This window comes from Shewanella benthica KT99 (assembly GCF_000172075.1).
Taxonomy (GTDB): domain Bacteria; phylum Pseudomonadota; class Gammaproteobacteria; order Enterobacterales; family Shewanellaceae; genus Shewanella; species Shewanella benthica_A.
This window is the reverse complement of sequence record NZ_ABIC01000008.1, coordinates 125940-146305: the sequence shown is the minus strand read 5'-3', so window position 1 is coordinate 146305 and position 20366 is coordinate 125940. Positions and strand designations below refer to the sequence as shown.

Below are 20366 nucleotides of genomic sequence, written 5' to 3'. Positions count from 1 at the left end.
GTCATTAGTGCATGTTGACGAGACGACGCACAATCGTAATGGTGAAGAGCATACCCGCTGGGTCTGGTTGTTATCGAGTGAGGATGCCGTATTCCAACAGGTGAAATATTTTCGTAATAAGGATGCAGCCAAATCGATATTAGGCGAGCATACCCAAGCGATTGTCGTGAGTGACCAATGTCCCAGCTACAACTGGATTGAGCCCGAACGGCATCAATTTTGCCTTGCCCATGTGCAGCGTAATTTACAACAAATGGCCGATTATTCAGGTAAGGGGCTTACCGCGAGTATCGGCAATCGACTGGTATTGCTATTCAAGTCCGTATTTCGCACTCAACATAGATATGAAGCCGGTGACGTTGACGAAATAATGTGGCGTCGGCGAATGCAACGACTAAGGCGCAATATTAAGCGCTGGCTTGAGTGCGGGGAAAATGTGCCCGCTTCACGCTACTCAGGCCGATGCCGACATATTCTCAAATATGAGCAAGGTTTATGGGTTTTTCTCAATCACCCAGGGACACCTTTGACCAATAACGAAGCCGAGCGTTGTTTGCGTGGCAGCGTGATCATGCGCAAGATCTGCTATGGCACCAGTTCAGATAGGGGTGAGAAGTTTCGATCTCGGATCCTCTCAGTCGTTGAAACGTGCAAGAAGCGCAAGTTATCCCCGATAACAGTGATCAGCACTATCATTGCGGGCGTGGTGGGTAAATGCGACTACCCAGACGTATTTGGACTAACCTCAGCTTAGTCAATCCCCCTCTGGTGAATGCTTACTACTGCAAGACCAATACGGGACTCATTTCTCTATCGGTCTGATTTCTGAAGCGCAAGGGCGAGTCAGTAGTATGCTGACGCCGACACACCAAGCTCCACGGCAAGATCATTATAAATTGAACTTTATGCTCAAGTAGCGATCAGATCACCAAATACTCTTTTTTGGTGATGTTAATGACTGCGACTTTTTTAAAACATTTTGATTCGATTGCGGATCCCCGTATTGAGCGTTGTAAAAAACATAACTTATCAGATATTATTTTACTCGCTATAAGTGCGGTTATGTCAGGCTCTGAAGGATGGGAAGACATTGAAAACTTTGGACATCTAAAGCTTGATTGGCTTCGTCAGTATCGTCCTTTTAAAACAGGTATTCCTCGGCATGACACTATTGCCCGTGTTATCTGCCGATTAAAAGCGGATGAAATAGAGAAAGCAAAGCTAATCGTTAAGCAAAAGGCTGATTATATTCTAGCGCTTAAAGGTCATCATTCTGGTCTACAGGGTGAATTAGAAGCTTGGTGGCACAAGTGCTGGTTAATAAACGTTGGTTAAATAATAAATATCAGTGGGTTGGCTTAAAAAGCATTATCAAAGTGACATCAGACGTACATGAAAAAACGACAGGTAAAGAGACCACTGAAACACGTTGGTACATTAGCTCATTAGATTTAAATGCAGAGCAGGCGTTATCTTCTGTGCGAAATCACTGGCAAGTAGAAAGTATGCATTGGGTGTTAGATATGACATTCAGAGAAGATGAATCACGGATCCGTAAAGGCCGAGGTCCGCTTGCTTTTAATGTGATGAGAAAAATAGCAATGACCTTGTTCAAGCAAGACCAGACAAAACGCGCGAGTATAGTGGCTAAAAAGAAGATGGCAGGGTTGGACGACGAGTATCGCTCAACCCCGTTAGAGTCAGGGATTAAAATGCGCTAGCCGTGCACCAAGCTCTGCATCAACACATAAAAAAAGCGTCATTAGTGCATGTTGACGAGACGACGCACAATCGTAATGGTGAAGAGCATACCCGCTGGGTCTGGTTGTTTGCGTGGTAGCGTGATTATGCGCAAGATCTGCTATGGCACCAGTTCAGATAGGGGTGAGAAGTTTCGATCTCGGATCCTCTCAGTCGTTGAAACGTGCAAGAAGCGCAAGTTATCCCCGATAACAGTGATCAGTAAGATCGTTACAGCCGTTGTAGGCAACGCCCTTCTGGTGAACGCTTACTTTTTATCACGCAATAACTGAAAATTTTAGTCTGTTAAACACAAGAGGGGCTAAATATTGACTATACTAAATAGTGAAGAGCGTATCGTAGGTAGTGATTGGTTTCGTAAGTTTTGATGTCACGTCTATGAGTAGCAACCGTGTTAGTTTATGGGCTTATAGCGCGGTTAGCGAGGGATGTAGCACAACCCTGTTCATGTGTGATTACATATGTGAATATGTAAGTATGAGCTAGCCCCCGACGCGCTTTTCACCTATTTCACCTGTGACAAAAAAACCTGCTTGCTAGCAGGTTTTTTTGTGCTTTATGCAAGTATCGGCAAGTATCCGTAACTATCCACGAATCCTCAATCGAGCTAGGCGCTTAGCTTAAGACAGTTGGTACTTCTTAATCTTGCGATAGAGAGTGGCAACCCCTATTCCTAGCTCCTTCGCCACGAGTTTACGGTTGCCTAGTCTGGAGATGCACTCCTCTATGTTTATCTTCTCTATCTCTTCAAGATTTAGATAGTCATCTGTGACTCTGGTCTTGGTATCACAAACCTCGACCCGATTATCAAAGTAGGGTGGCAGCAGGTCGACATCGATCTGATCGCCAACCGGCACGATATTGACCAGGTACTCGATAAGATTACTCAGTTCACGAATATTTCCCGGCCAGTGGTAGGCATTCAGGCTGTTAATCACCGACTCGGTGATCCCCGGATAGCAGGCACCTATGGCGAGAGAGTGACGCTCTAGGAAGTGATAGATTAAGGGTTCGATATCGCCTTTTCGCTCTCTCAATGCAGGCAGATGCATAGGGATCACATTGAGGCGATAGTAGAGATCTTCACGGAAGTCATTCTGGGCGATCATCTCTTTGAAATTACGATTGGTCGCAGAAATAATACGAATATTGACCGGCACTGGGCTGTTAGAACCTATGGGCATCACTTCGCGCTCTTCCAGCACTCGCAGCAGCTTAGATTGAAGTGTCATCGACATATCGCCGATCTCATCGAGGAACAGGGTGCCATTATTCGCCGCCTGAATTAACCCGACTCGACCTTTGGTCAGGGCTCCGGTAAAAGCGCCTTTGACATAGCCAAATAGTTCACTCTCAAGCAGTTGCTCCGGGATGGCGGCACAGTTAATGGCAATAAAACTTTGTTTATTACGATCACTATGGGCGTGAATAGCCTTAGCAAAGACCTCTTTACCTGTGCCAGTCTCGCCATCTATCAAGATACTCGATGGGCTCTTGGCGACGCGGGCAATTAAGGTTTTTAACTGAACTATTTGGCTGGATTCTCCTATGATATCTTTGAATAAATTTATCGAAGTATCATCATGGGAGATCGCATTGTGGGGCTGGTAAAAAGACATTAAAAACAGCTGCTGACTCTTGATGACATGAAACTGTCCTACCACGAGTTCCTGACGCTTGTCCAAGGTAATAATATGTTGCTCGGGTCCTTTTAATTTATTGTCATGCACCAGCAAAGGCTGAATATTGATCTCGATATTCGTCAGTTCCGTTTGGGTGATATTCAGGTTGGCTAAAGCTGGGGCGTTGCCATGTAAAACCCGATTGCTGTCATCGAGAACCAGTACCCCTTGATCCATATTATTTATTAAGCTGGAAAAAACATCGTCTAGCCCGGAACTGCTTTTCTTAGATTCAGACACCTTGATAACAAAAATCTGTGAAATATGCTGAATATAATCGAGAAATAATTGAGTGTTATTCTTAATTAATTCCCGTGATTTTTGATTAAATGCCACTAAACTGATCACACCGATACAGGATTCATTGAGCATGATCGGCACACCAAGAAAAGCGGTTTCCTCACAGCTGTCCTGAGTTGTGCAGCCTTCACATATAGGATCGGTGCGAGTCTTTACCACCACCTTATTATTTTTGGTTTCTATAATATATCTGAAAATTCTCGAGCTGGTATTGAGTTTCTTGCCGATGAATTTATTGTAAGGCCCAGTACCTGCGATACGCACTAAATTGGCATCAACCACTTCCGCGTCGAGTTGCAACACGGCGGATAACTTCTGGGTGAATTCTAATATGGTGGGCTGAAGTTTCATCAGCTCAGAGGTATATGCAGTATTCAATGGTGTGACCTTATGGTTTTTGTCATCAATCAATATTAGGTGTCTGGTATTCTTTTGTTGTGATATGGAATAATTTTATTTAAAAAAAGTTACCCATTTGTGTGGAGATGTTACCCACATCACGTTGTGGGGTATCAGAATGATAATTTTCCCGTGAGAGCTATCATTTTAATCACTCTCAATGATAGTTCCTCTCACTTAAACGTCTTGGCTTACTGTTTTTAAACTATTAACACTTTAAAAACAAAGGCTTATTGTTTATTTGTTGTTTTGGCATCTATCTTGCTCTTATCTCTACATCCAATGTGACCTCTGCAAAAATTTCAGTAAGCGCCTCTTATTTTTAATAAGTAGGTATCAACAAAATCACAAAAGAAGTAGGAATAATGATGAAAAGTATCAATACACTTATCAAGGACATTAATGAACTTGAATCTCAATTAGATCAAAAAGATTTTCTACTCACATGGGAGCAGACTCCTGCCGAGTTAGAACGTGTACTTAAGACTGCGAAGGTCCTGAAAACCATGCGCGATGAAAATATCGCCACTAACGTATTCAACAATGGCCTAGGTATCTCACTATTTAGAGATAACTCTACTCGTACTCGTTTCTCATACGCATCAGCAATCAACATGCTAGGCCTGGCTCAACAAGACTTAGATGAAGGTAAGTCTCAAATATCTCATGGCGAAACCGTGCGTGAAACTGCCAACATGATCTCATTCTGTGCCGATGCTATCGGCATTCGTGATGATATGTATTTAGGTGCGGGTAACGCTTATATGCGTGAAGTGGGTGCAGCACTCGATGACGGTGTAGAAAAAGGCGTGTTACCAAGCCGCCCAGCACTGATCAATCTTCAGTGTGATATTGACCACCCAACACAATCTATGTCCGATCTAGCATGGCTAGAAGAGCACTTCGGTGACCTTAAAGAGCTTAAAGGCAAGAAAATTGCTATGACTTGGGCTTACTCTCCAAGCTACGGTAAGCCTCTCTCAGTACCACAGGGCATCATAGGCTTGATGACTCGCTTCGGTATGGACGTAACTCTAGCTCACCCAGAAGGTTATGACCTAATCCCAGAAGTTGTTGAGCAAGCTAAGAAGAACGCTAAAGAATCAGGCGGTAGCTTTACTCAGGTTGATACCATGGCAGCAGCATTTGAAGGCGCTGACATCGTTTACCCTAAGTCTTGGGCTCCTTACAAGGTGATGGAGCGTCGTACCGTTATGTTACGCGCCAATGACCAAGAAGGTCTTAAGTCTTTAGAGCAAGAGTGTCTTGCACAGAATGCTAAGCATAAAGATTGGCATTGTACCGAAGAGATGATGACTAAGACTAAAGATGGCGAAGCATTATACATGCATTGTCTACCTGCCGATATCTCAGGAGTTTCTTGTAAAGAAGGCGAAGTTGAAGAGTCAGTATTTGAGAAGTACCGTATCGCGACTTACAAACAAGCAAGCTGGAAGCCGTATATCATAGCATCAATGATCCTAAACCGTAAGTTTTCCGAGCCTGGAAAAATACTAGAAGAGTTATTGAAAGATGCTAAAAAACGCGTTAAATAAATAATCTAATTCACTTATTTATTTAAAGGTTCTTGGGGGCAGGCTCCTGCCCCTCTATCGGTTCCAATCATGAGGTATGCCCGTGTCTACATTTTCACTCAATATGGATATAGCTGATAACCGTCATTACAATGGTCAACTGTCTCCTCTTTTTACCGTTGCAGAAGCTCAAAAAGCCCTCGCTTTTCACCGCGGGATAGAAGGCTATAAGCCAACACCACTTCTGTCTCTCGATTGTCTGGCCAAAGAGTTTGGTATAGGCAAGATCTTAGTTAAAGATGAATCACATCGTTTCGGCCTTAACGCATTCAAAATGCTCGGTGGCGCCTACGCTATCGCTCTTTTGCTTTGTGAAAAATTCAATCTTGATATCAAGGCATTTGATTTCGATAAGTTAAAAAATGATATCACCGAGAAGATGACCTTCGCTACGGCGACCGATGGGAACCATGGCCGCGGTGTGGCGTGGGCTGCTAACAAGCTAGGTCAAAACGCCGTCGTGTATATGCCAAAAGGTTCAGCCACCGAGCGTGTCAATAACATTAAGGCGCTAGGAGCCGAGTGTATCGTTACCGATTTAAACTATGACGATACGGTACGTTTAGTACTTAAAAAAGCCAATGAAAATGGCTGGAAAGTGATTCAAGATACTGCTTGGGAAGGCTATGAAGCGATCCCAACTTGGATTTCTCAAGGTTACACTGCGATGTTAATTGAAGCCGTTAATCAGCTGGCAGACCATAATGTTAAAGCGCCAACCCATGTGCTACTTCAGGCGGGTGTCGGCGCGCTAGCGAGTGGTGCCTTAGGTTACCTTACCAATGTTTACGGTGCCGATAATTTGCATTCAATCATAGTTGAGCCGGCCAAAGCGGATTGCATGTACCGTTCAAGCCTCACCGAAAAAGGCGAGATCGTCAATGTTGATGGCGATCTAGATACCATCATGGCAGGTCTTGCCTGTGGTGAGCCAACCACTATCGGCTGGCCTGTAATGCGTGATTGCACCACCCAATTTGCTTCTTGCCATGATGACGTTGCCGCTTTAGGTATGCGTGTACTGGGCAACCCACTTGGTACGGACCCTCGTATTATCTCGGGTGAATCAGGCGCGGTTACTTTAGGCATGTTAGCCGCCATCCACTTCCATAAAGACAAAGAAGCCTTGATGAAGAAAGTCGGTCTAAATGAAGACTCTGTAGTGCTACTTATCAGCACAGAGGGTGATACCGACGCAGTGAATTATAGAGAAGTTGTTTGGGAAGGAAAATACCCAACAACGGCTAAATAACCCAATGTGAACCCCTAAGCAATCTTGTCTCAATCCCCCTCAGTTTAGGGGATTCACAAATTACTATTCCCAGCGCTAAAAGTGCTGTTAAAGGAGAAATATAATGGCAATTCCATTTAGTGAAGTACTAGCAAAAGCAGAAGAATACAAAGCGGATATGACTAAGTTCCTACGTGACATGATCGCTATTCCTAGTGAGAGCTGTGACGAAGAGAAAGTTGTTTTACGTATTAAAGAAGAGATGGAAAAAGTGGGTTTTGACAAAATCGAAATCGATCCTATGGGTAACATTCTGGGTTACATAGGTCATGGTCCACACTTAATCGCCATGGATGCACACATAGATACAGTGGGTGTGGGTAACCTTGATAACTGGACTTTCGATCCTTACACCGGCATGGAAGATGACGAAGTTATCGGTGGTCGTGGTACTTCAGACCAGGAAGGCGGCATGGCTTCTATGGTTTACGCGGGTAAGATCATCAAAGATCTCGGTCTTGAAGGTGAGTATACACTACTCATTACCGGTACCGTTCAGGAAGAAGATTGTGACGGTCTGTGCTGGCAGTACATTATCGAACAGAGCAAGATCCGTCCTGAGTTTGTCGTCTCTACTGAGCCTACAGACTGTCAAATCTACCGCGGTCAACGTGGTCGTATGGAAATTCGTATCGACGTTCCAGGAGTCAGCTGTCACGGCTCTGCTCCAGAGCGTGGCGACAACGCAATCTTCAAGATGGGTCATATCTTAGGTGAAGTTGAAATACTAGCGCAAAACCTAGGCGATGATGACTTCCTCGGTAAAGGCACGTTAACGGTATCAGAGATCTTCTATACATCTCCCAGCCGTTGTGCTGTTGCCGATAGCTGTGCTGTTTCTATCGACCGTCGCTTAACTTGGGGTGAGACTTGGGAAGGCGCACTAGAAGAAATTCGTGCTCTACCTGCAGTTCAGAAGGCTAAAGGCGTTGTCTCTATGTACGAGTACGACCGTCCTTCTTACACGGGTCTTGTTTACCCAACTGAGTGTTACTTCCCAACTTGGAAGATCGATAGCGAGCATGTTGCTACTAAGGCTCTCGAGTCTTCATTCGAGTTGTTATTTGATAAGAAGCCAGTCGTTGATAAGTGGACCTTCTCAACTAACGGTGTCTCTATCATGGGTCGTCATGGTATTCCCGTTATCGGTTTCGGTCCGGGTAAAGAACCTGAAGCTCATGCACCAAACGAGAAGACCTGGAAAGCTCATCTTGTGACTTGTGCGGCTATGTACGCCGTGATCCCAATGATGTACCTAGAACAGCTTAAGAAGTAATTAGGCAAGACACCTTAAGGGCGGCTACATCGTCCTTAAGGTGTCATTTACGATAAATACTTTTTCTTTTTTTTTGGTTTTACTTTTATTTTTTTAATCTCTATCTTGGGAGCAGGTTTAATGTCATCAACAGCGACGCTGATCATCAATGGTACTCTAGTCGATGCCCATGGCCAGTCAAAAAAACAGCTGCTACTTATCGACGGTAAGATAGCCAAGGTGAGTGAGACCATCACTGACACCCCAGCCGACACCAAGATTATCGATGCACAAGGCCTCTACGTTATGCCTGGCGGAATCGATGTTCATACCCACTTCAACATAGATGTAGGCATTAGCCGCAGCATAGATGACTTTTACACCGGTACCCGTTCAGCGGCCTGTGGTGGCACCACTATGATCATAGATCATATGGGTTTTGGACCTAAAGGTTGTTCATTAGGGCATCAGCTCGCCGTGTATAAAGAGTACGCCGAAGATAAGGCGGTGATCGATTATAGCTTTCATGGTGTTATCCAGCATGTAGATGACCAAGTGTTGGCTGATATGCAAACCATGGTTGAAAAAGAGGGTATCACTAGCTTCAAGCTTTACCTCACTTATGGTTATAAGCTCGATGACGACAGTATTCTTAAAGCCATGGCGCGTCTCAATGAGCTAAATGCACTGACAACGGTTCATCCAGAAAATGATGCCGCCATAGCACAGCGTCGTGCTCAGCTAATTAAAGCGGGCAAAACAGCCCCCAAATACCATGCAGTCAGTCGTCCACTGGAATGTGAAGCGGAAGCGATTGCACGCACGATCAACCTCGCTAGCCTCTCTGGTAATGCGCCCCTGTATATCGTCCATCTTTCTAACGGCCTAGGCCTGGATTATATCCGCTTAGCCAGAAAGAACCAGCAAGCTGTTTGGGCGGAAACTTGCCCGCAGTACCTGTTGCTGGACGATAGCCTCTATGAAAATGAAGATGCCGTTAAATATTTGATGAGTCCTCCTCTTAGACCTAAAGCGGAACTTGAAAAGCTTTGGCTGGGGCTCGAGGATGGCAGCATAGACACGGTGGCTACCGATCACTGTTCATTTACTTACCACGACCAGAAGCGCAAGGGAGTCGATGACTTCACCGCTTGTCCCAATGGTATGCCGGGTGTAGAGACCCGTATGCCGCTCCTCTTCTCAGAAGGGGTGTCTAAGGGCAGGATATCTCCTGAGAAATTTGTCGAGGTAACCAGTTTTAAACCTGCAAAACTGTTCGGCCTTTACCCACAAAAAGGCTGCCTTCTGGAAGGTTCGGATGCGGATATTGTGTTATTCGATCCTGAACTTAAGGTCAATATCAGTCATGAAAAATTACATGACAATACTGACTACACCCCTTATGAATCTCATGCTGTTACCGGATGGCCAGTCATGACCATCAGTCGTGGAGAAGTCGTTGCAAATCATGGTGAGTTTCTAGGGGAAGCCGGTGCCGGACATTTCGTGCACCGCAAGCCGTTCGATAAAAACAACCTATAATTCGTCATTTTATCCACAATTAACTCGCGATGGCTTCAGAGTCATCTCTGGCACAACCGCGGGTTAATGAGTCGGAGAGTCAAGGAATATTTATGAAACCTATCGCTGTAGTTGCCTTGGGCGGCAACGCATTACTACGCCGTGGTGATGCACCAAGTTTTGACAACCAATTAGCAAACGTAAAAATTGCTGCCGCAGCCATCGCCGAAATCGCTAAAGATTACCGCATCGCTATCGTCCACGGTAATGGTCCACAAGTTGGTCTATTAGCGCTACAGAACTTAGCTTATACCGAAGTCGCTCCATACCCATTAGATGTATTGGTTGCCGAGAGTGAAGGTATGATCGGCTACATGCTAGCGCAAGAGATTCAAAATGTTATGCCTACTAGTGAAGTCACTACTCTGCTGACTCGCATCGAAGTGGATGCTAATGATAAGAGCATGCTAGATCCAACTAAGTTTATTGGTGCTGTATATAACGAAGAAGAAGCTAAGGTATTAGCAGAAGCTAATAACTGGATCATGAAGCGTGATGGCGAATATCTACGTCGTGTAGTTGCATCACCAAAGCCGAAGAATATTGTAGATATGAAAGCAATCGATGCATTACTTGCTGACGAGCAGATTGTTATCTGTTGTGGTGGTGGTGGTATTCCAGTGTGTAAGTCTGACAATGGCTTTATGGGTGTACAAGGCGTTATCGATAAAGACTTATCGGCGACACTACTAGCTAAGCAGTTGAACGCAGAGAAGTTACTTATTCTTACCGATGCCGATGCTGTCTATCTCGACTGGGGTACTGAAAACCAGCGTGCCCTGCGCCATGCAACGCCCGCTGAATTAAGCCAGTATGACTTCCCCGCAGGTTCCATGGGCCCCAAGGTTGAAGCGGTAATTGACTTCGCCGCATTTGGTGGCAAGGCTTATATAGGTGCCTTGGAGCATGGGCTCGATGTACTCGCTGAACGTTCAGGAACCTGTGTGAGTAACTAATAGGTCAAGCGCCCAGAGCAGAGTGCTCTTGCGCTAGCACACGCATATACCCAAGCTACCACTTCTCGACATGCTGAATCCTGCATTTTGAAGTAGTTTGGGTGTAAACATCGAATGCGCCTAGGCATACATCCAGCTTAGGCGCATCATATGATCCATATTAAGGCAGTGAAAATATGAGACATACTTCCAAAGATATGACGCCACTACCAGATCTGACGGCAAAGAAAGGCTCTGGTGCGGTGCGCAGTAAGTTTCCCATCTATTCCAATTCTCTTCCTCCTTGTAATCATGCCTGCCCGACTGGCAGCAATATCCAAGAGTGGCTAGGTCTAGCTCAAGAAGAAGAGTATGAAGCCGCATTCCAGGCGTTGATCAAGAATAATCCCATGCCAGCCATTCATGGTCGCGTCTGCTATCACCCTTGTGAGAGTGCGTGTAATCGTAATGATGTCGATCAATCTGTGAGTATTCACGCGGTAGAGCGTTATCTGGGCGATCAAGCCATAGAGCATAAATGGCCTGTGCGTTTCGAGGCCAAACCGAGTGGTAAACGAGTACTTATTATCGGTGCCGGTCCGAGTGGTTTAGCAACGGCTTATCACCTGAAGCGCAAGGGTCATGACGTCGAGATCCGTGATAGTGCCCCTATGGCGGGTGGCATGATGCATTTTGGTATTCCCGCCTATCGTTTACCGCGCAAAGTATTAGACCAAGAGATCCAACGTATCGAAGATATGGGGATTAAGATTGTGCTCAATACTAAGGTCGAGTCTATCTTAGCCGATAAGGTGAGTGGCCAGTTCGATGCGGTATTCCTCGCCATTGGTGCTCACATTGGCCGCGGTGTAGACATTCCCAATGCCGATCCTGAAAAAGTGACCGATGCGGTCTCATATTTAAGAGATGTCGAGCTAGGCAAGGCGCCTAAACTGGGTAACGTGGTGGTGGTTTATGGCGGTGGTAACACGGCCATGGATGCGGCGCGTACCGCTAAACGTTTCGGTGCCCAGGTTAAAGTGGTCTACCGTCGAGATCGGGCTAATATGCCTGCCCATGATTTTGAATGTGTCGAGGCCATGGAAGAGGGTATCGAGTTCCATTGGCAGCGCACCATCCATCAGATAGATGGTCAGCAATTTACCCTAGAGAAGATGACGATCGACGCAGAGGGTAAGCCTCAGCCAACAGGCGAGTTCGAGACGCTGCAAGCCGACTCGTTAATTCTGGCTCTAGGCCAGAATATCGATACCAAGCTCACTAAGGCCATTCCGGATGTTGAGCATAAGTGGGATGGCAGCGTGGTGGTTAACGACAACATGATGACAGGCTATAAAGGCTTGTTCGCCGGTGGTGATATGGTGCCTTGCGATCGCACGGTCACCATCGCGGTCGGCCATGGTAAGAAAGCGGCGGCCAATATCGATGCCTTCCTCAAGGGACGCATCTTTACTAAGGTCGAGAAAACGCCCCTCATCAAGCTAGATAAGTTACACCTTTGGTATAAAACCGATGCAGAGCAAAGCGAGCAACACGCCACAGATCCTGTCGAGCGCCGCAAGAACTTTGACGAAGTGCTCGGCGGATTAACCGAGCAAGAGGCCCTTTATGAGGCCCAGCGTTGTTACTCCTGTGGTAACTGTTTCGAGTGTAATGGCTGCTTAGCTGCCTGTCCTCATGGAGCGATCACTTACTTAGGCAAAGGTAAAGGCTATAAGGTTGATTATGACAAGTGTACCGGTTGTAACGCTTGCTATTCCCAATGTCCATGTCATGCCATCGAGATGGTAGCGGCCGAGCAGGCTTAGGAGCAGATATGAAAACAACAGAAATAAACTCAGTCACGGCTTCGATGCACACCTGTGATGGTAATGAGGCCGCGGCCCATATTGCCTATCGGGTCAGTGAAGTATGTGCCATCTATCCGATTACGCCGTCTTCGACCATGGCGGAGCTCGCAGAGGAGTGGGCGGCTAAAGATATTCGTAATATCTGGCAAGGGATCCCACTTATCGCCGCGATGCAGAGCGAAGGTGGCGCGGCCGGTACTGTGCATGGCTCACTGCAAAGTGGCGCCCTGACTACCACATTTACGGCTTCCCAAGGCTTGCTGCTGATGTTGCCTAACATGTATAAAATTGCCGGTGAGCTAACCGCGACGGTATTCCATGTTGCCGCGCGTTCATTGGCGGCCCAGGGGTTATCTATCTTTGGTGATCATCAGGATGTGATGGCGGCCAGAGGCACAGGCTTCGCGCTATTAGCATCATCTTCGGTGCAAGAGTCCCACGATATGGCGATGGTGGCTCACGCCGCCACGTTAGAGGCGCGGATCCCTTTTATGCACTTCTTCGATGGTTTCAGAACCTCCCACGAAGTGAACAAAATTGCGCTGATTAGTGATACCGATATTCGCGCTATGATCGATGACAAACTTGTCAGAGCCCATAGAGAACGAGGTCTGAGTCCAAATAAACCCTTTATCCGCGGCACGGCGCAAAATCCAGATGTCTATTTCCAGGGCCGTGAAACGGTGACAGCGTTTTACAATAAGACGCCCGAAATCGTGCAGGCTTGCATGGATAAACTCGGTGATATCACCGGCCGTCACTATAAACTGATCGAGTTTTATGGTGATGCAGCCGCAGAGCGGGTGATTATCGCCATGGGCTCAGGTATCGAAACCGTTAGAGAGACCGTCGACGCCTTAAACCTGGCGGGTGAAAAAGTGGGTCTGTTACAGGTGAGACTGTACCGTCCATTGAGTGCCGAGCATCTGCTTGCGGCCCTGCCAAAGACGGTTAACAAGATAGCTGTGCTGGATAGAACCAAGGAGCCAGGTGCTAATGGCGACCCTCTCTATCAAGATATCTTAACCTCACTGGTCGACAGTTATAGTGAGCAAGGCAATCTGTCGCAGATGCCTATGTTAGTGGCTGGGCGTTATGGCCTGTCTAGCAAAGAATTTACCCCGGCTATGGTTAAAGCTGTGTTTGATAACTTGTCTCAGGACAAGCCCAAGAAACATTTCACTATTGGTATTATTGATGATGTTTGTCACTCTCATCTCGAGTTCGATGCCAGTTATGACATAGAATCGAAGGATGTGGTAAGGGCTATCTTCTATGGTCTAGGTGCAGATGGTACCGTAGGTGCGAATAAAAACACCATCAAGATCATAGGTGAAGATCCTGATTATTTCGGCCAGGGCTATTTTGTCTATGATTCGAAAAAGTCAGGCTCACAAACCGAGTCACATCTGAGATTTGGTAAAAAAGCCATTAACAGCCCTTACCTGATCCAATCGGCCAACTTCGTTGCCTGTCATCAGGCAAACTTCGTCGATACCACCGACATGTTAGCTAAGGCGACAGAAAACGCCGTGTTCCTGCTTAATACCCAGGCTAGTGCCGACAAGGTGTGGGATACGCTACCCGCCAGGATGCAGTCTCAATTGATTGAGAAAAAAATGAGCATGTATGTGATCGATGCTTATAAAGTGGGTGAAGATACTGGCATGGGCAAGCGCATTAACACCATAATGCAGACGTGTTTCTTTGCCCTTTCGGGTGTGTTAGAAAAAGACGTTGCCATCGAGAAGATCAAGAAGTCCATCGTTAAAAGCTACAACCACAAGGGGCCTAAAGTTATTGAGAAAAACTTCGCCGCAGTGGATCACACCTTAGCTCACCTCGAAGAGGTGAAGATACCTGCATCAGTCACCGCCAAGGTGATTAATAAACCCGTGGTTGATGATAAAGCGCCTGATTTTGTTAAACAGGTGACCGCTAAGATGATGGCTGGTAAGGGCGATCTCATCCCTGTCTCTATGCTACCTGTCGATGGTACTTACCCATCGGGCACCACCCAGTGGGAGAAGCGCGATATCGCATTGCAGATCCCGGTGTGGGAAGAGACAGCTTGTATCCAATGTGGTAACTGCTCAATCGTCTGTCCCCACGCGGCGATCCGCGCCAAGTTCTATGACAAGTCTTTACTCGATACGGCGCCGGATGGTTTCAAGTCTCATACCATTACCGCCCGCGGCTTCCCCGATACCCGTTACACCTTGCAGGTCTATGCACAAGATTGTACCGGTTGTACCTTGTGTGTCGATGCCTGTCCTATGGTGATACAAGAGGCAACAGACACGAGTCCTGAGATCAAAGCCATCAATATGCAGCCTAAAGGGCCGTATATGGAGCAGGCTAAGAAAGATCTCGATTTCTTTACCTCAATCCCCTATAACGACAGATCAAGAGTGGATTTCTCACATGTTCGTGGTGCTCAGTTCTTGCAGCCTCTGTTCGAGTTCTCAGGGGCCTGCTCTGGCTGTGGTGAAACACCTTATCTTAAGCTAATGTCGCAGCTCTTTGGTGACCGCTTAATGATCGCCAATGCGACAGGTTGCTCATCTATCTATGGCGGTAACTTACCCACCACACCTTGGGCTAAGAATGATGCCGGTCGTGGACCCGCTTGGGCTAACTCATTGTTTGAAGATAACGCCGAGTTTGGCTTTGGTTTCCGTTTAGCGGCCATTAAGCAGCAAGAGATGGCTAAGCAGTTATTGGTGCGTATCAGTCAAGACTCGCAAGCGAATCTCAAGCCTGAACTGGTCGATAAGCTACTCAATTGTGAACAGCAAACAGAGTCAGATATTCAGGCGCAGATTAAACGTGTCGATGAGCTGAAAATTGAGCTGGAGAAGCTTGCAACTGAAGATGGGCTTAACCTTATCTCGGTTGCAGATCAGCTGATCCGTCGTTCAATCTGGATCGTAGGTGGTGATGGTTGGGCTTATGATATTGGCTCTAGTGGCTTAGATCATGTGTTAGCCAGTGGTGCAGATGTCAATGTCTTGGTGATGGATACCGAAGTGTATTCTAACACCGGCGGTCAAATGTCTAAATCGACGCCTCTCGGCGCTGTGGCTAAATTTGCTGCCTCGGGTAAGCAGACCACCAAGAAAGATGTGGCAATGCAAGCTATCTCCTATAACAACGTCTACGTTGCTCGTATCGCCTTAGGTGGCGATCCACAGCAGACGCTGTTGGCAATGCGAGAAGCGGAAGCCTATAAGGGACCCTCGATCATCATCGCTTACAGTCACTGCATTGCCCACGGTATCGACATGGAAAAAGGGTTACGTCAGCAGCAGTTAGCGGTTAAGTCGGGTCACTGGCCTTTGTTTAGGTACAACCCGCAATTGCGTGACGTAGGAAAGAACCCATTCTCACTCGATTCACTGAGACCTAGCATCTCCTTGAAGGAGTATCGCTCTCATGAGGCTAGATTCACTATGCTGATACGCAGTGATCCTGAGTTAGCCGAATCACTAACAAAGCGGGCACAGCATGTCGTGGACCGTCGATGGAAACTCTATGAGGAGATAGCGTCACGCCCTGGAGGTGAGGTGGCGGCTCATGTAGAAATTGATCTTGAGGATAGCCATTAATAGTTAGAGTGGACTTAATCCTATGGAGGCGATGACCGCGCCTCCAGTTTTTTATTTGTAAGTTATACCATTCCGAGTAAGTCTCTGAACTGACCAGATACTTATATGGAATGGTATTAAGTGTCATCGACAAGCGATGACACCTTTATCATTCCACTCTTATCCCCATTCCCATCCCTATTTTATCCCCATGGCTATTGAGTCGCCTCAAGCTCGTTCATCTCACTATTCACTATTTAAGCAAGAGAACACCCAGCAGGTTCAATACTCGCGCATCAACCCCATCTAATCGGTGCTATGCCCATGATACTGTCCAGTTTCATGTTGATACTTATACTCTTGATAATAAGCTTTGGTCTTGGCGCTGGTTATTTCAGTACCTCTAGCTTGTACCCTAGATAATCCACCGTGGGTTCATTTATACCTATGGAAATTAGACACAAAAAAGGGAGCCTGCTGGCTCCCTAAGGTTGAATCGCTGGTGCTTAACTCTTGTCTAACTCTCGACTAAATCTTGCTTTAAGCTTGCCTGTTGCTCAAGGCCAACCATGGTTGGTTAAATCTTGGGCTGGAGTCGTTATAGGCTGCGCATATCTAAGTGGAGTAATGCCTCTAGCACACTACCGCCGATGGCACGGGCTTTATCGGATACGCTCAGGTGGTCGGCTTTATCTCCCCTTGGGTCAATATCGCCAATTTTAAAGCCTTGATGAACCTCTAGCCCTTCATTAAGCAGGCCCCTGACTTTGCCGGACATGGGCGCTATGATGGGGGTGTCGTTTATTTGGGCGATAAGCTCGCCCTCTTTGACTATGTCGCCCAAGGAGGCGTGGCAGCGCATGGTGCCGGCTTCGGGGGCTCTTAATACGCGTTGATGGGTGTAGCCACCGATGTTACCCGGAATGCCGGTATTAGGGGCTGTCTCACCTTGATATATGATGCGACCTAAGTGATGGCCACGATTGGTTTCGATAACGGCATCGCAGTCCACCCCAGCCATAAAGCCGGGACCGAGTGCCACTGTGTGTGGCGCCAGTGCTTTGGTGGTGCCTAAGTTGCGCTTAGCCAGGATGGCATCGACCACAAAGTTTGGCTGTAACTTTGCTGCGAAGTTGCATTCTTCATCGACCAGCACCGGGATCATGCCCTTATCGATGAGCTCAAAGACAGAATGACAAGAGTGGGCTTTCTTGGCGGTGATCCCCTCGACTGTGGCGGTATCATCGAATAGACACTGGGCAAAGGAGACGGAGCGACGAATAATCGTTGGTTTAGCGATATCTGTCATCACCACCTTAAAGCCGACATTGTGCAGACGTACGGCAACCCCAGTGGCGATATCGCCGGCGCCGCGGATCAGCACTAAACGTTTGCGGTTGATGCGCGGGTCATCTTTCATCAGGCCGCCGGCGGCACCATTCTTGACCTTCAATATCTCGCCCATGATGCTGACAGCGATCTCTTCCGGCGTCTCGGCCCCTATGCTAAAGCCGATGGGAGAATATACAGCTTGGACTCGCTCATCACTTATGCCAATATTTTTCAGGTGACTAACCAGAGTCTGTAACTTACGTTTACTGGCCATCAGACCAATATATTTGGCATCTTGTTTGACAATTTTAGAGATGGCGTCTTTATCTTCATGGTTGGTGGCGATAACCAGATAACTTTGCGCCGTGATAGTGAGCTTATCGATGGCCTGTTCCATGGTGTCAGCAAAGACAAGTTTACTGCCCTGTGGGAAGTTATCTTCGGCTAAGCTGTCGGCATAGGTGTCGACGACTGTGATGTCGAAACCTAAGACATGGGCGGCCTGAGCCACGGCTCGATTGACATGGCCTGCACCGATAAGAATTAACGGGGCCTTTAAGCCAAATACATCGATATGTACCGACATAGAGCCGCCACAATCCATGTCCATGGCATCGGGGCCGGTGCGGGTCATGCGGCCTTTCACCACTCTAGGCTCTCTTTGTTGGATAGCCTCGATGGCTTGTTCGATAACATAGCGCTCAATCATGCCGCCACCTATGGTACCTAGTGTGGTGCCGTCGGCTTTAATTATCATCTGTCCTTGATGTCTGGGAGCCGAGCCTGATGTTTCGAGGATATTAGCCATGGCGAAAGGGATGTTGAGTTCTTCTAATTCAGCAGCATGAGCAAAAATATTCATAAATTTGACCTTGTACGAAAGGAGGCGGCTAATTCATCCGTCCTCGTCACTCATAGTGATTGACCTTTTAGTCATCACCTCTTTTATGGGTATAGAGGCTTGCATGTTCGCTAAGCAGATGACGTCGAGCCGCATCTCCTGCCTGAGTAGAGCCATTGCGAGTGCTTTCACTGCGATATAGTTAGGTGAAAGTTCGACCTTATTAATGATCCAGACTCGCTTTGCTCTGTTGGGAGCGTGTTTAAACATGCCGTCTTCGTGGGCTATTAGCCTACCCAAAACCTGTTGATCCAGCATCTCGCCAGCCTTGCATCGGGTGATATGTTGAAAATCGGTCCAACGATGGATCTGTCTAGGATCGATTTTCTGGTTAATCACTTCGCAACCGGTGACCGCAATCACAGTATCAACAAAGGAAGGAATGCAAGGCTCATGCCCAGAAGGGGCTTTTATCGGTAAGTGTTTTGCGCCGTCGGCTTCTATGATGATTAGATCGAATAATGCCGCGGATTTTAACTTGTTCAACATGGCGAATGACAAGCCTGTTACTTTGTTTTTTTCTTTATTTTCAGTGTCTTCAATTATGTCTTGATAGCAAAAACAGATGTTTGCTGTCGGCCATGGTGAGGGAGTATAGTGCCTTGCCCGTAAAGGCGCTGACTCGGTCGTATCGCCGCTGCCTGGAGCGACTGTGGAAAAAACAAACGCTCGACGGTCAGCTTGGCTAGCCGAGCTATCATGGCTATCAATTTGATAGCTTAGATTCTCAGCGTCTATGATAGTATCGAACTGGTCCGAGCTGGGCTGGTACATCTTAGTGGTAGTGGTGATTAATACCTTTAACCCTCGGGCTTTAGCCTGGCGGGCAAGCACAAAGGCTGTGGTGCTTTTACCGCCGCCGCCGACGAGGGCCAGCAGTTGGGTCGAGGCTTGAGCTTGATCATAAACAGCGTCGAGTAACATCATAAATTTATCCAGGAGAATACCAGCATGTCATTGATTCCAGTGCCTGTTTATCAGGATATCGATTGCGTGATGCCAGCTGCAGGTTTGTCATCGCGTATGGGGGACTGGAAGATGATGCTAGCATATCGTCACCATACAATACTTGATCAAAGTATTGAAAATGCGCTGAGTTTTTGCTCCCGAGTCATCTTAGTTGCAGGCCATAGGGGTCAGGAACTGCTTGAGCGATATCGTGGTCGTGCCAATGTCTTGGTGGTACTCAATGAGCAGTTTACTCAAGGCATGTTTGCCTCTATTCAGGTTGGAGTGGCTCAGGTTAACAGCGAACACTTCTTTATTGCCCACGGTGATATGCCCAACATAGGCGCAGATGTGTTTCGCGCTATGTGGCAACTAAGAGGCGAATCTAGCCTGTTTCCGGGAGATACTGAACATAGTGGTCATCCTGTGTTGCTGCCTTCCTCCTTAGCTTTGGCCATCATAGCGGCGCCGGTTGGCAGTAAAATGAAGTCCATCCTCAACAGGAAAACCGTGACTTATATGGGGCTGACTACGCCGGTGATCCATCAGGATGTCGATACCCCAGAGGCTTATCAGGCCTTGATAAATGTCCTATAAGTAAGGTTAAAATAAATGCTCTGATGTGATTCTCCCCCTCGATGACTTATCAGGTCTTGATAAATGTCCTATGACGTTAAAATAAATGCTCTGATGTGACTCAGATCCTAAATAACTTATCAAATTGATAGATAAGATCACTCGGTGGAGATCATCTCCTGTCTCGCTGAGCGACAAAGCTTCTGTTTCTGCTGGTTTTATCACCTCGTTAGCTTGCCATGTCAGATAAAAGAGTCATATTTATCGCTTAATCTTGACCAAGATCACGCTTTTTTTTGCTTATTTGTAAAAAATGTCACCTTGGCGTGGTAGTTGCTCGTGTCTGCTTAAC

13 protein-coding genes and 3 pseudogenes are annotated in these 20366 nt (G+C 46.9%); 13 read left to right on the top strand and 3 right to left on the bottom strand.

Annotation, left to right across the window (positions count from 1 at the left end):
* The 5 genes and pseudogenes from KT99_RS05670 to KT99_RS21560 all read left to right on the top strand — a co-directional run.
* Positions 1 to 754, top strand: a pseudogene (locus KT99_RS05670) (IS66-like element ISSbe3 family transposase); the annotation flags it as partial.
* Positions 755 to 1020: 266 nt separating this feature from the next.
* Positions 1021 to 1185: pseudogene (locus KT99_RS22710) on the top strand (transposase family protein); the annotation flags it as partial.
* Between the two features lie 125 nt (positions 1186 to 1310).
* Complete coding sequence (locus KT99_RS22705; protein WP_005497899.1) at positions 1311 to 1721, top strand: ISAs1 family transposase; 411 nt, start codon at positions 1311 to 1313, stop codon at positions 1719 to 1721.
* 2 nt (positions 1722 to 1723) lie between these two features.
* Positions 1724 to 1840 (top strand): IS66 family transposase, encoded by a 117-nt coding sequence (locus KT99_RS23370; RefSeq protein WP_198401997.1) that lies wholly within the window; start codon positions 1724 to 1726, stop codon positions 1838 to 1840.
* Positions 1827 to 2033, top strand: a pseudogene (locus tag KT99_RS21560) (IS66 family transposase); the annotation flags it as partial. The gene KT99_RS23370 and the pseudogene KT99_RS21560, both read left to right, overlap by 14 nt.
* A gap of 348 nt (positions 2034 to 2381) precedes the next feature.
* Here KT99_RS21560 and KT99_RS23250 read toward each other — a convergent pair.
* Positions 2382 to 4121 carry a sigma-54 interaction domain-containing protein gene (locus tag KT99_RS23250; protein WP_269764042.1) on the bottom strand — a complete coding sequence of 580 codons (1740 nt, stop codon included), beginning with the start codon at positions 4119 to 4121 and terminating at the stop codon, positions 2382 to 2384.
* Between the two features lie 386 nt (positions 4122 to 4507).
* On the opposite strand from KT99_RS23250, the gene ygeW reads away from it, so the two are divergent.
* The 7 genes from ygeW to nifJ all read left to right on the top strand — a co-directional run bounded on the left by ygeW (position 4508) and on the right by nifJ (position 16278).
* Positions 4508 to 5698 carry a knotted carbamoyltransferase YgeW gene (gene ygeW / locus KT99_RS05650; RefSeq protein WP_005497893.1) on the top strand — a complete coding sequence of 397 codons (1191 nt, stop codon included), beginning with the start codon at positions 4508 to 4510 and terminating at the stop codon, positions 5696 to 5698.
* A gap of 76 nt (positions 5699 to 5774) precedes the next feature.
* Positions 5775 to 6989 (top strand): diaminopropionate ammonia-lyase, encoded by a 1215-nt coding sequence (gene dpaL, locus KT99_RS05645; protein ID WP_198401996.1) that lies wholly within the window; start codon positions 5775 to 5777, stop codon positions 6987 to 6989.
* A 103-nt stretch (positions 6990 to 7092) separates the two neighbouring features.
* The gene (locus tag KT99_RS05640; RefSeq protein ID WP_005497889.1) at positions 7093 to 8304 is read left to right on the top strand and encodes a YgeY family selenium metabolism-linked hydrolase; all 1212 of its coding nucleotides are present in this window, start codon (positions 7093 to 7095) and stop codon (positions 8302 to 8304) included.
* 120 nt (positions 8305 to 8424) lie between these two features.
* Entirely contained in the window at positions 8425 to 9825 is a 1401-nt protein-coding gene (gene hydA, locus KT99_RS05635; protein WP_005497887.1) for a dihydropyrimidinase, read from the top strand.
* A 92-nt stretch (positions 9826 to 9917) separates the two neighbouring features.
* Complete coding sequence (locus KT99_RS05630; protein WP_040571640.1) at positions 9918 to 10820, top strand: carbamate kinase; 903 nt, start codon at positions 9918 to 9920, stop codon at positions 10818 to 10820.
* A 176-nt stretch (positions 10821 to 10996) separates the two neighbouring features.
* Positions 10997 to 12628 carry an NAD(P)-binding protein gene (locus KT99_RS05625; protein ID WP_005497883.1) on the top strand — a complete coding sequence of 544 codons (1632 nt, stop codon included), beginning with the start codon at positions 10997 to 10999 and terminating at the stop codon, positions 12626 to 12628.
* An 8-nt stretch (positions 12629 to 12636) separates the two neighbouring features.
* On the top strand, positions 12637 to 16278 hold the full coding sequence (gene nifJ / locus KT99_RS05620; protein WP_100067619.1) for a pyruvate:ferredoxin (flavodoxin) oxidoreductase: 3642 nt from the start codon (positions 12637 to 12639) through the stop codon (positions 16276 to 16278).
* 577 nt (positions 16279 to 16855) lie between these two features.
* Here the strand turns inward: nifJ and yqeB are convergent.
* Positions 16856 to 18451, bottom strand: a complete 1596-nt coding sequence (yqeB, locus tag KT99_RS05615; RefSeq protein ID WP_005497879.1) for a selenium-dependent molybdenum cofactor biosynthesis protein YqeB — start codon at positions 18449 to 18451, stop codon at positions 16856 to 16858.
* Positions 18452 to 18484: 33 nt separating this feature from the next.
* A complete protein-coding gene (gene yqeC, locus KT99_RS05610) occupies positions 18485 to 19417 on the bottom strand; it encodes a selenium cofactor biosynthesis protein YqeC (RefSeq protein ID WP_005497877.1) in 933 nt (310 codons plus the stop codon).
* 24 nt (positions 19418 to 19441) lie between these two features.
* On the opposite strand from yqeC, the gene KT99_RS05605 reads away from it, so the two are divergent.
* Positions 19442 to 20035 carry an NTP transferase domain-containing protein gene (locus KT99_RS05605; protein ID WP_005497876.1) on the top strand — a complete coding sequence of 198 codons (594 nt, stop codon included), beginning with the start codon at positions 19442 to 19444 and terminating at the stop codon, positions 20033 to 20035.
* The last annotated feature ends 331 nt before the right edge of the window (positions 20036 to 20366 follow it).

Bases quoted from the DNA above. Each gene is read 5' to 3' on its own strand.
- ygeW (WP_005497893.1), top strand. From the start codon at position 4,508: ATGATGAAAAGTATCAATACACTTATCAAGGACATTAATGAACTTGAA.
- dpaL (WP_198401996.1), top strand. From the start codon at position 5,775: ATGCCCGTGTCTACATTTTCACTCAATATGGATATAGCTGATAACCGT.
- KT99_RS05640 (WP_005497889.1), top strand. From the start codon at position 7,093: ATGGCAATTCCATTTAGTGAAGTACTAGCAAAAGCAGAAGAATACAAA.
- hydA (WP_005497887.1), top strand. From the start codon at position 8,425: ATGTCATCAACAGCGACGCTGATCATCAATGGTACTCTAGTCGATGCC.
- KT99_RS05630 (WP_040571640.1), top strand. From the start codon at position 9,918: ATGAAACCTATCGCTGTAGTTGCCTTGGGCGGCAACGCATTACTACGC.
- KT99_RS05625 (WP_005497883.1), top strand. From the start codon at position 10,997: ATGAGACATACTTCCAAAGATATGACGCCACTACCAGATCTGACGGCA.
- nifJ (WP_100067619.1), top strand. From the start codon at position 12,637: ATGAAAACAACAGAAATAAACTCAGTCACGGCTTCGATGCACACCTGT.
- yqeB (WP_005497879.1), bottom strand. From the start codon at position 18,451: ATGAATATTTTTGCTCATGCTGCTGAATTAGAAGAACTCAACATCCCT.
- yqeC (WP_005497877.1), bottom strand. From the start codon at position 19,417: ATGATGTTACTCGACGCTGTTTATGATCAAGCTCAAGCCTCGACCCAA.
- KT99_RS05605 (WP_005497876.1), top strand. From the start codon at position 19,442: ATGTCATTGATTCCAGTGCCTGTTTATCAGGATATCGATTGCGTGATG.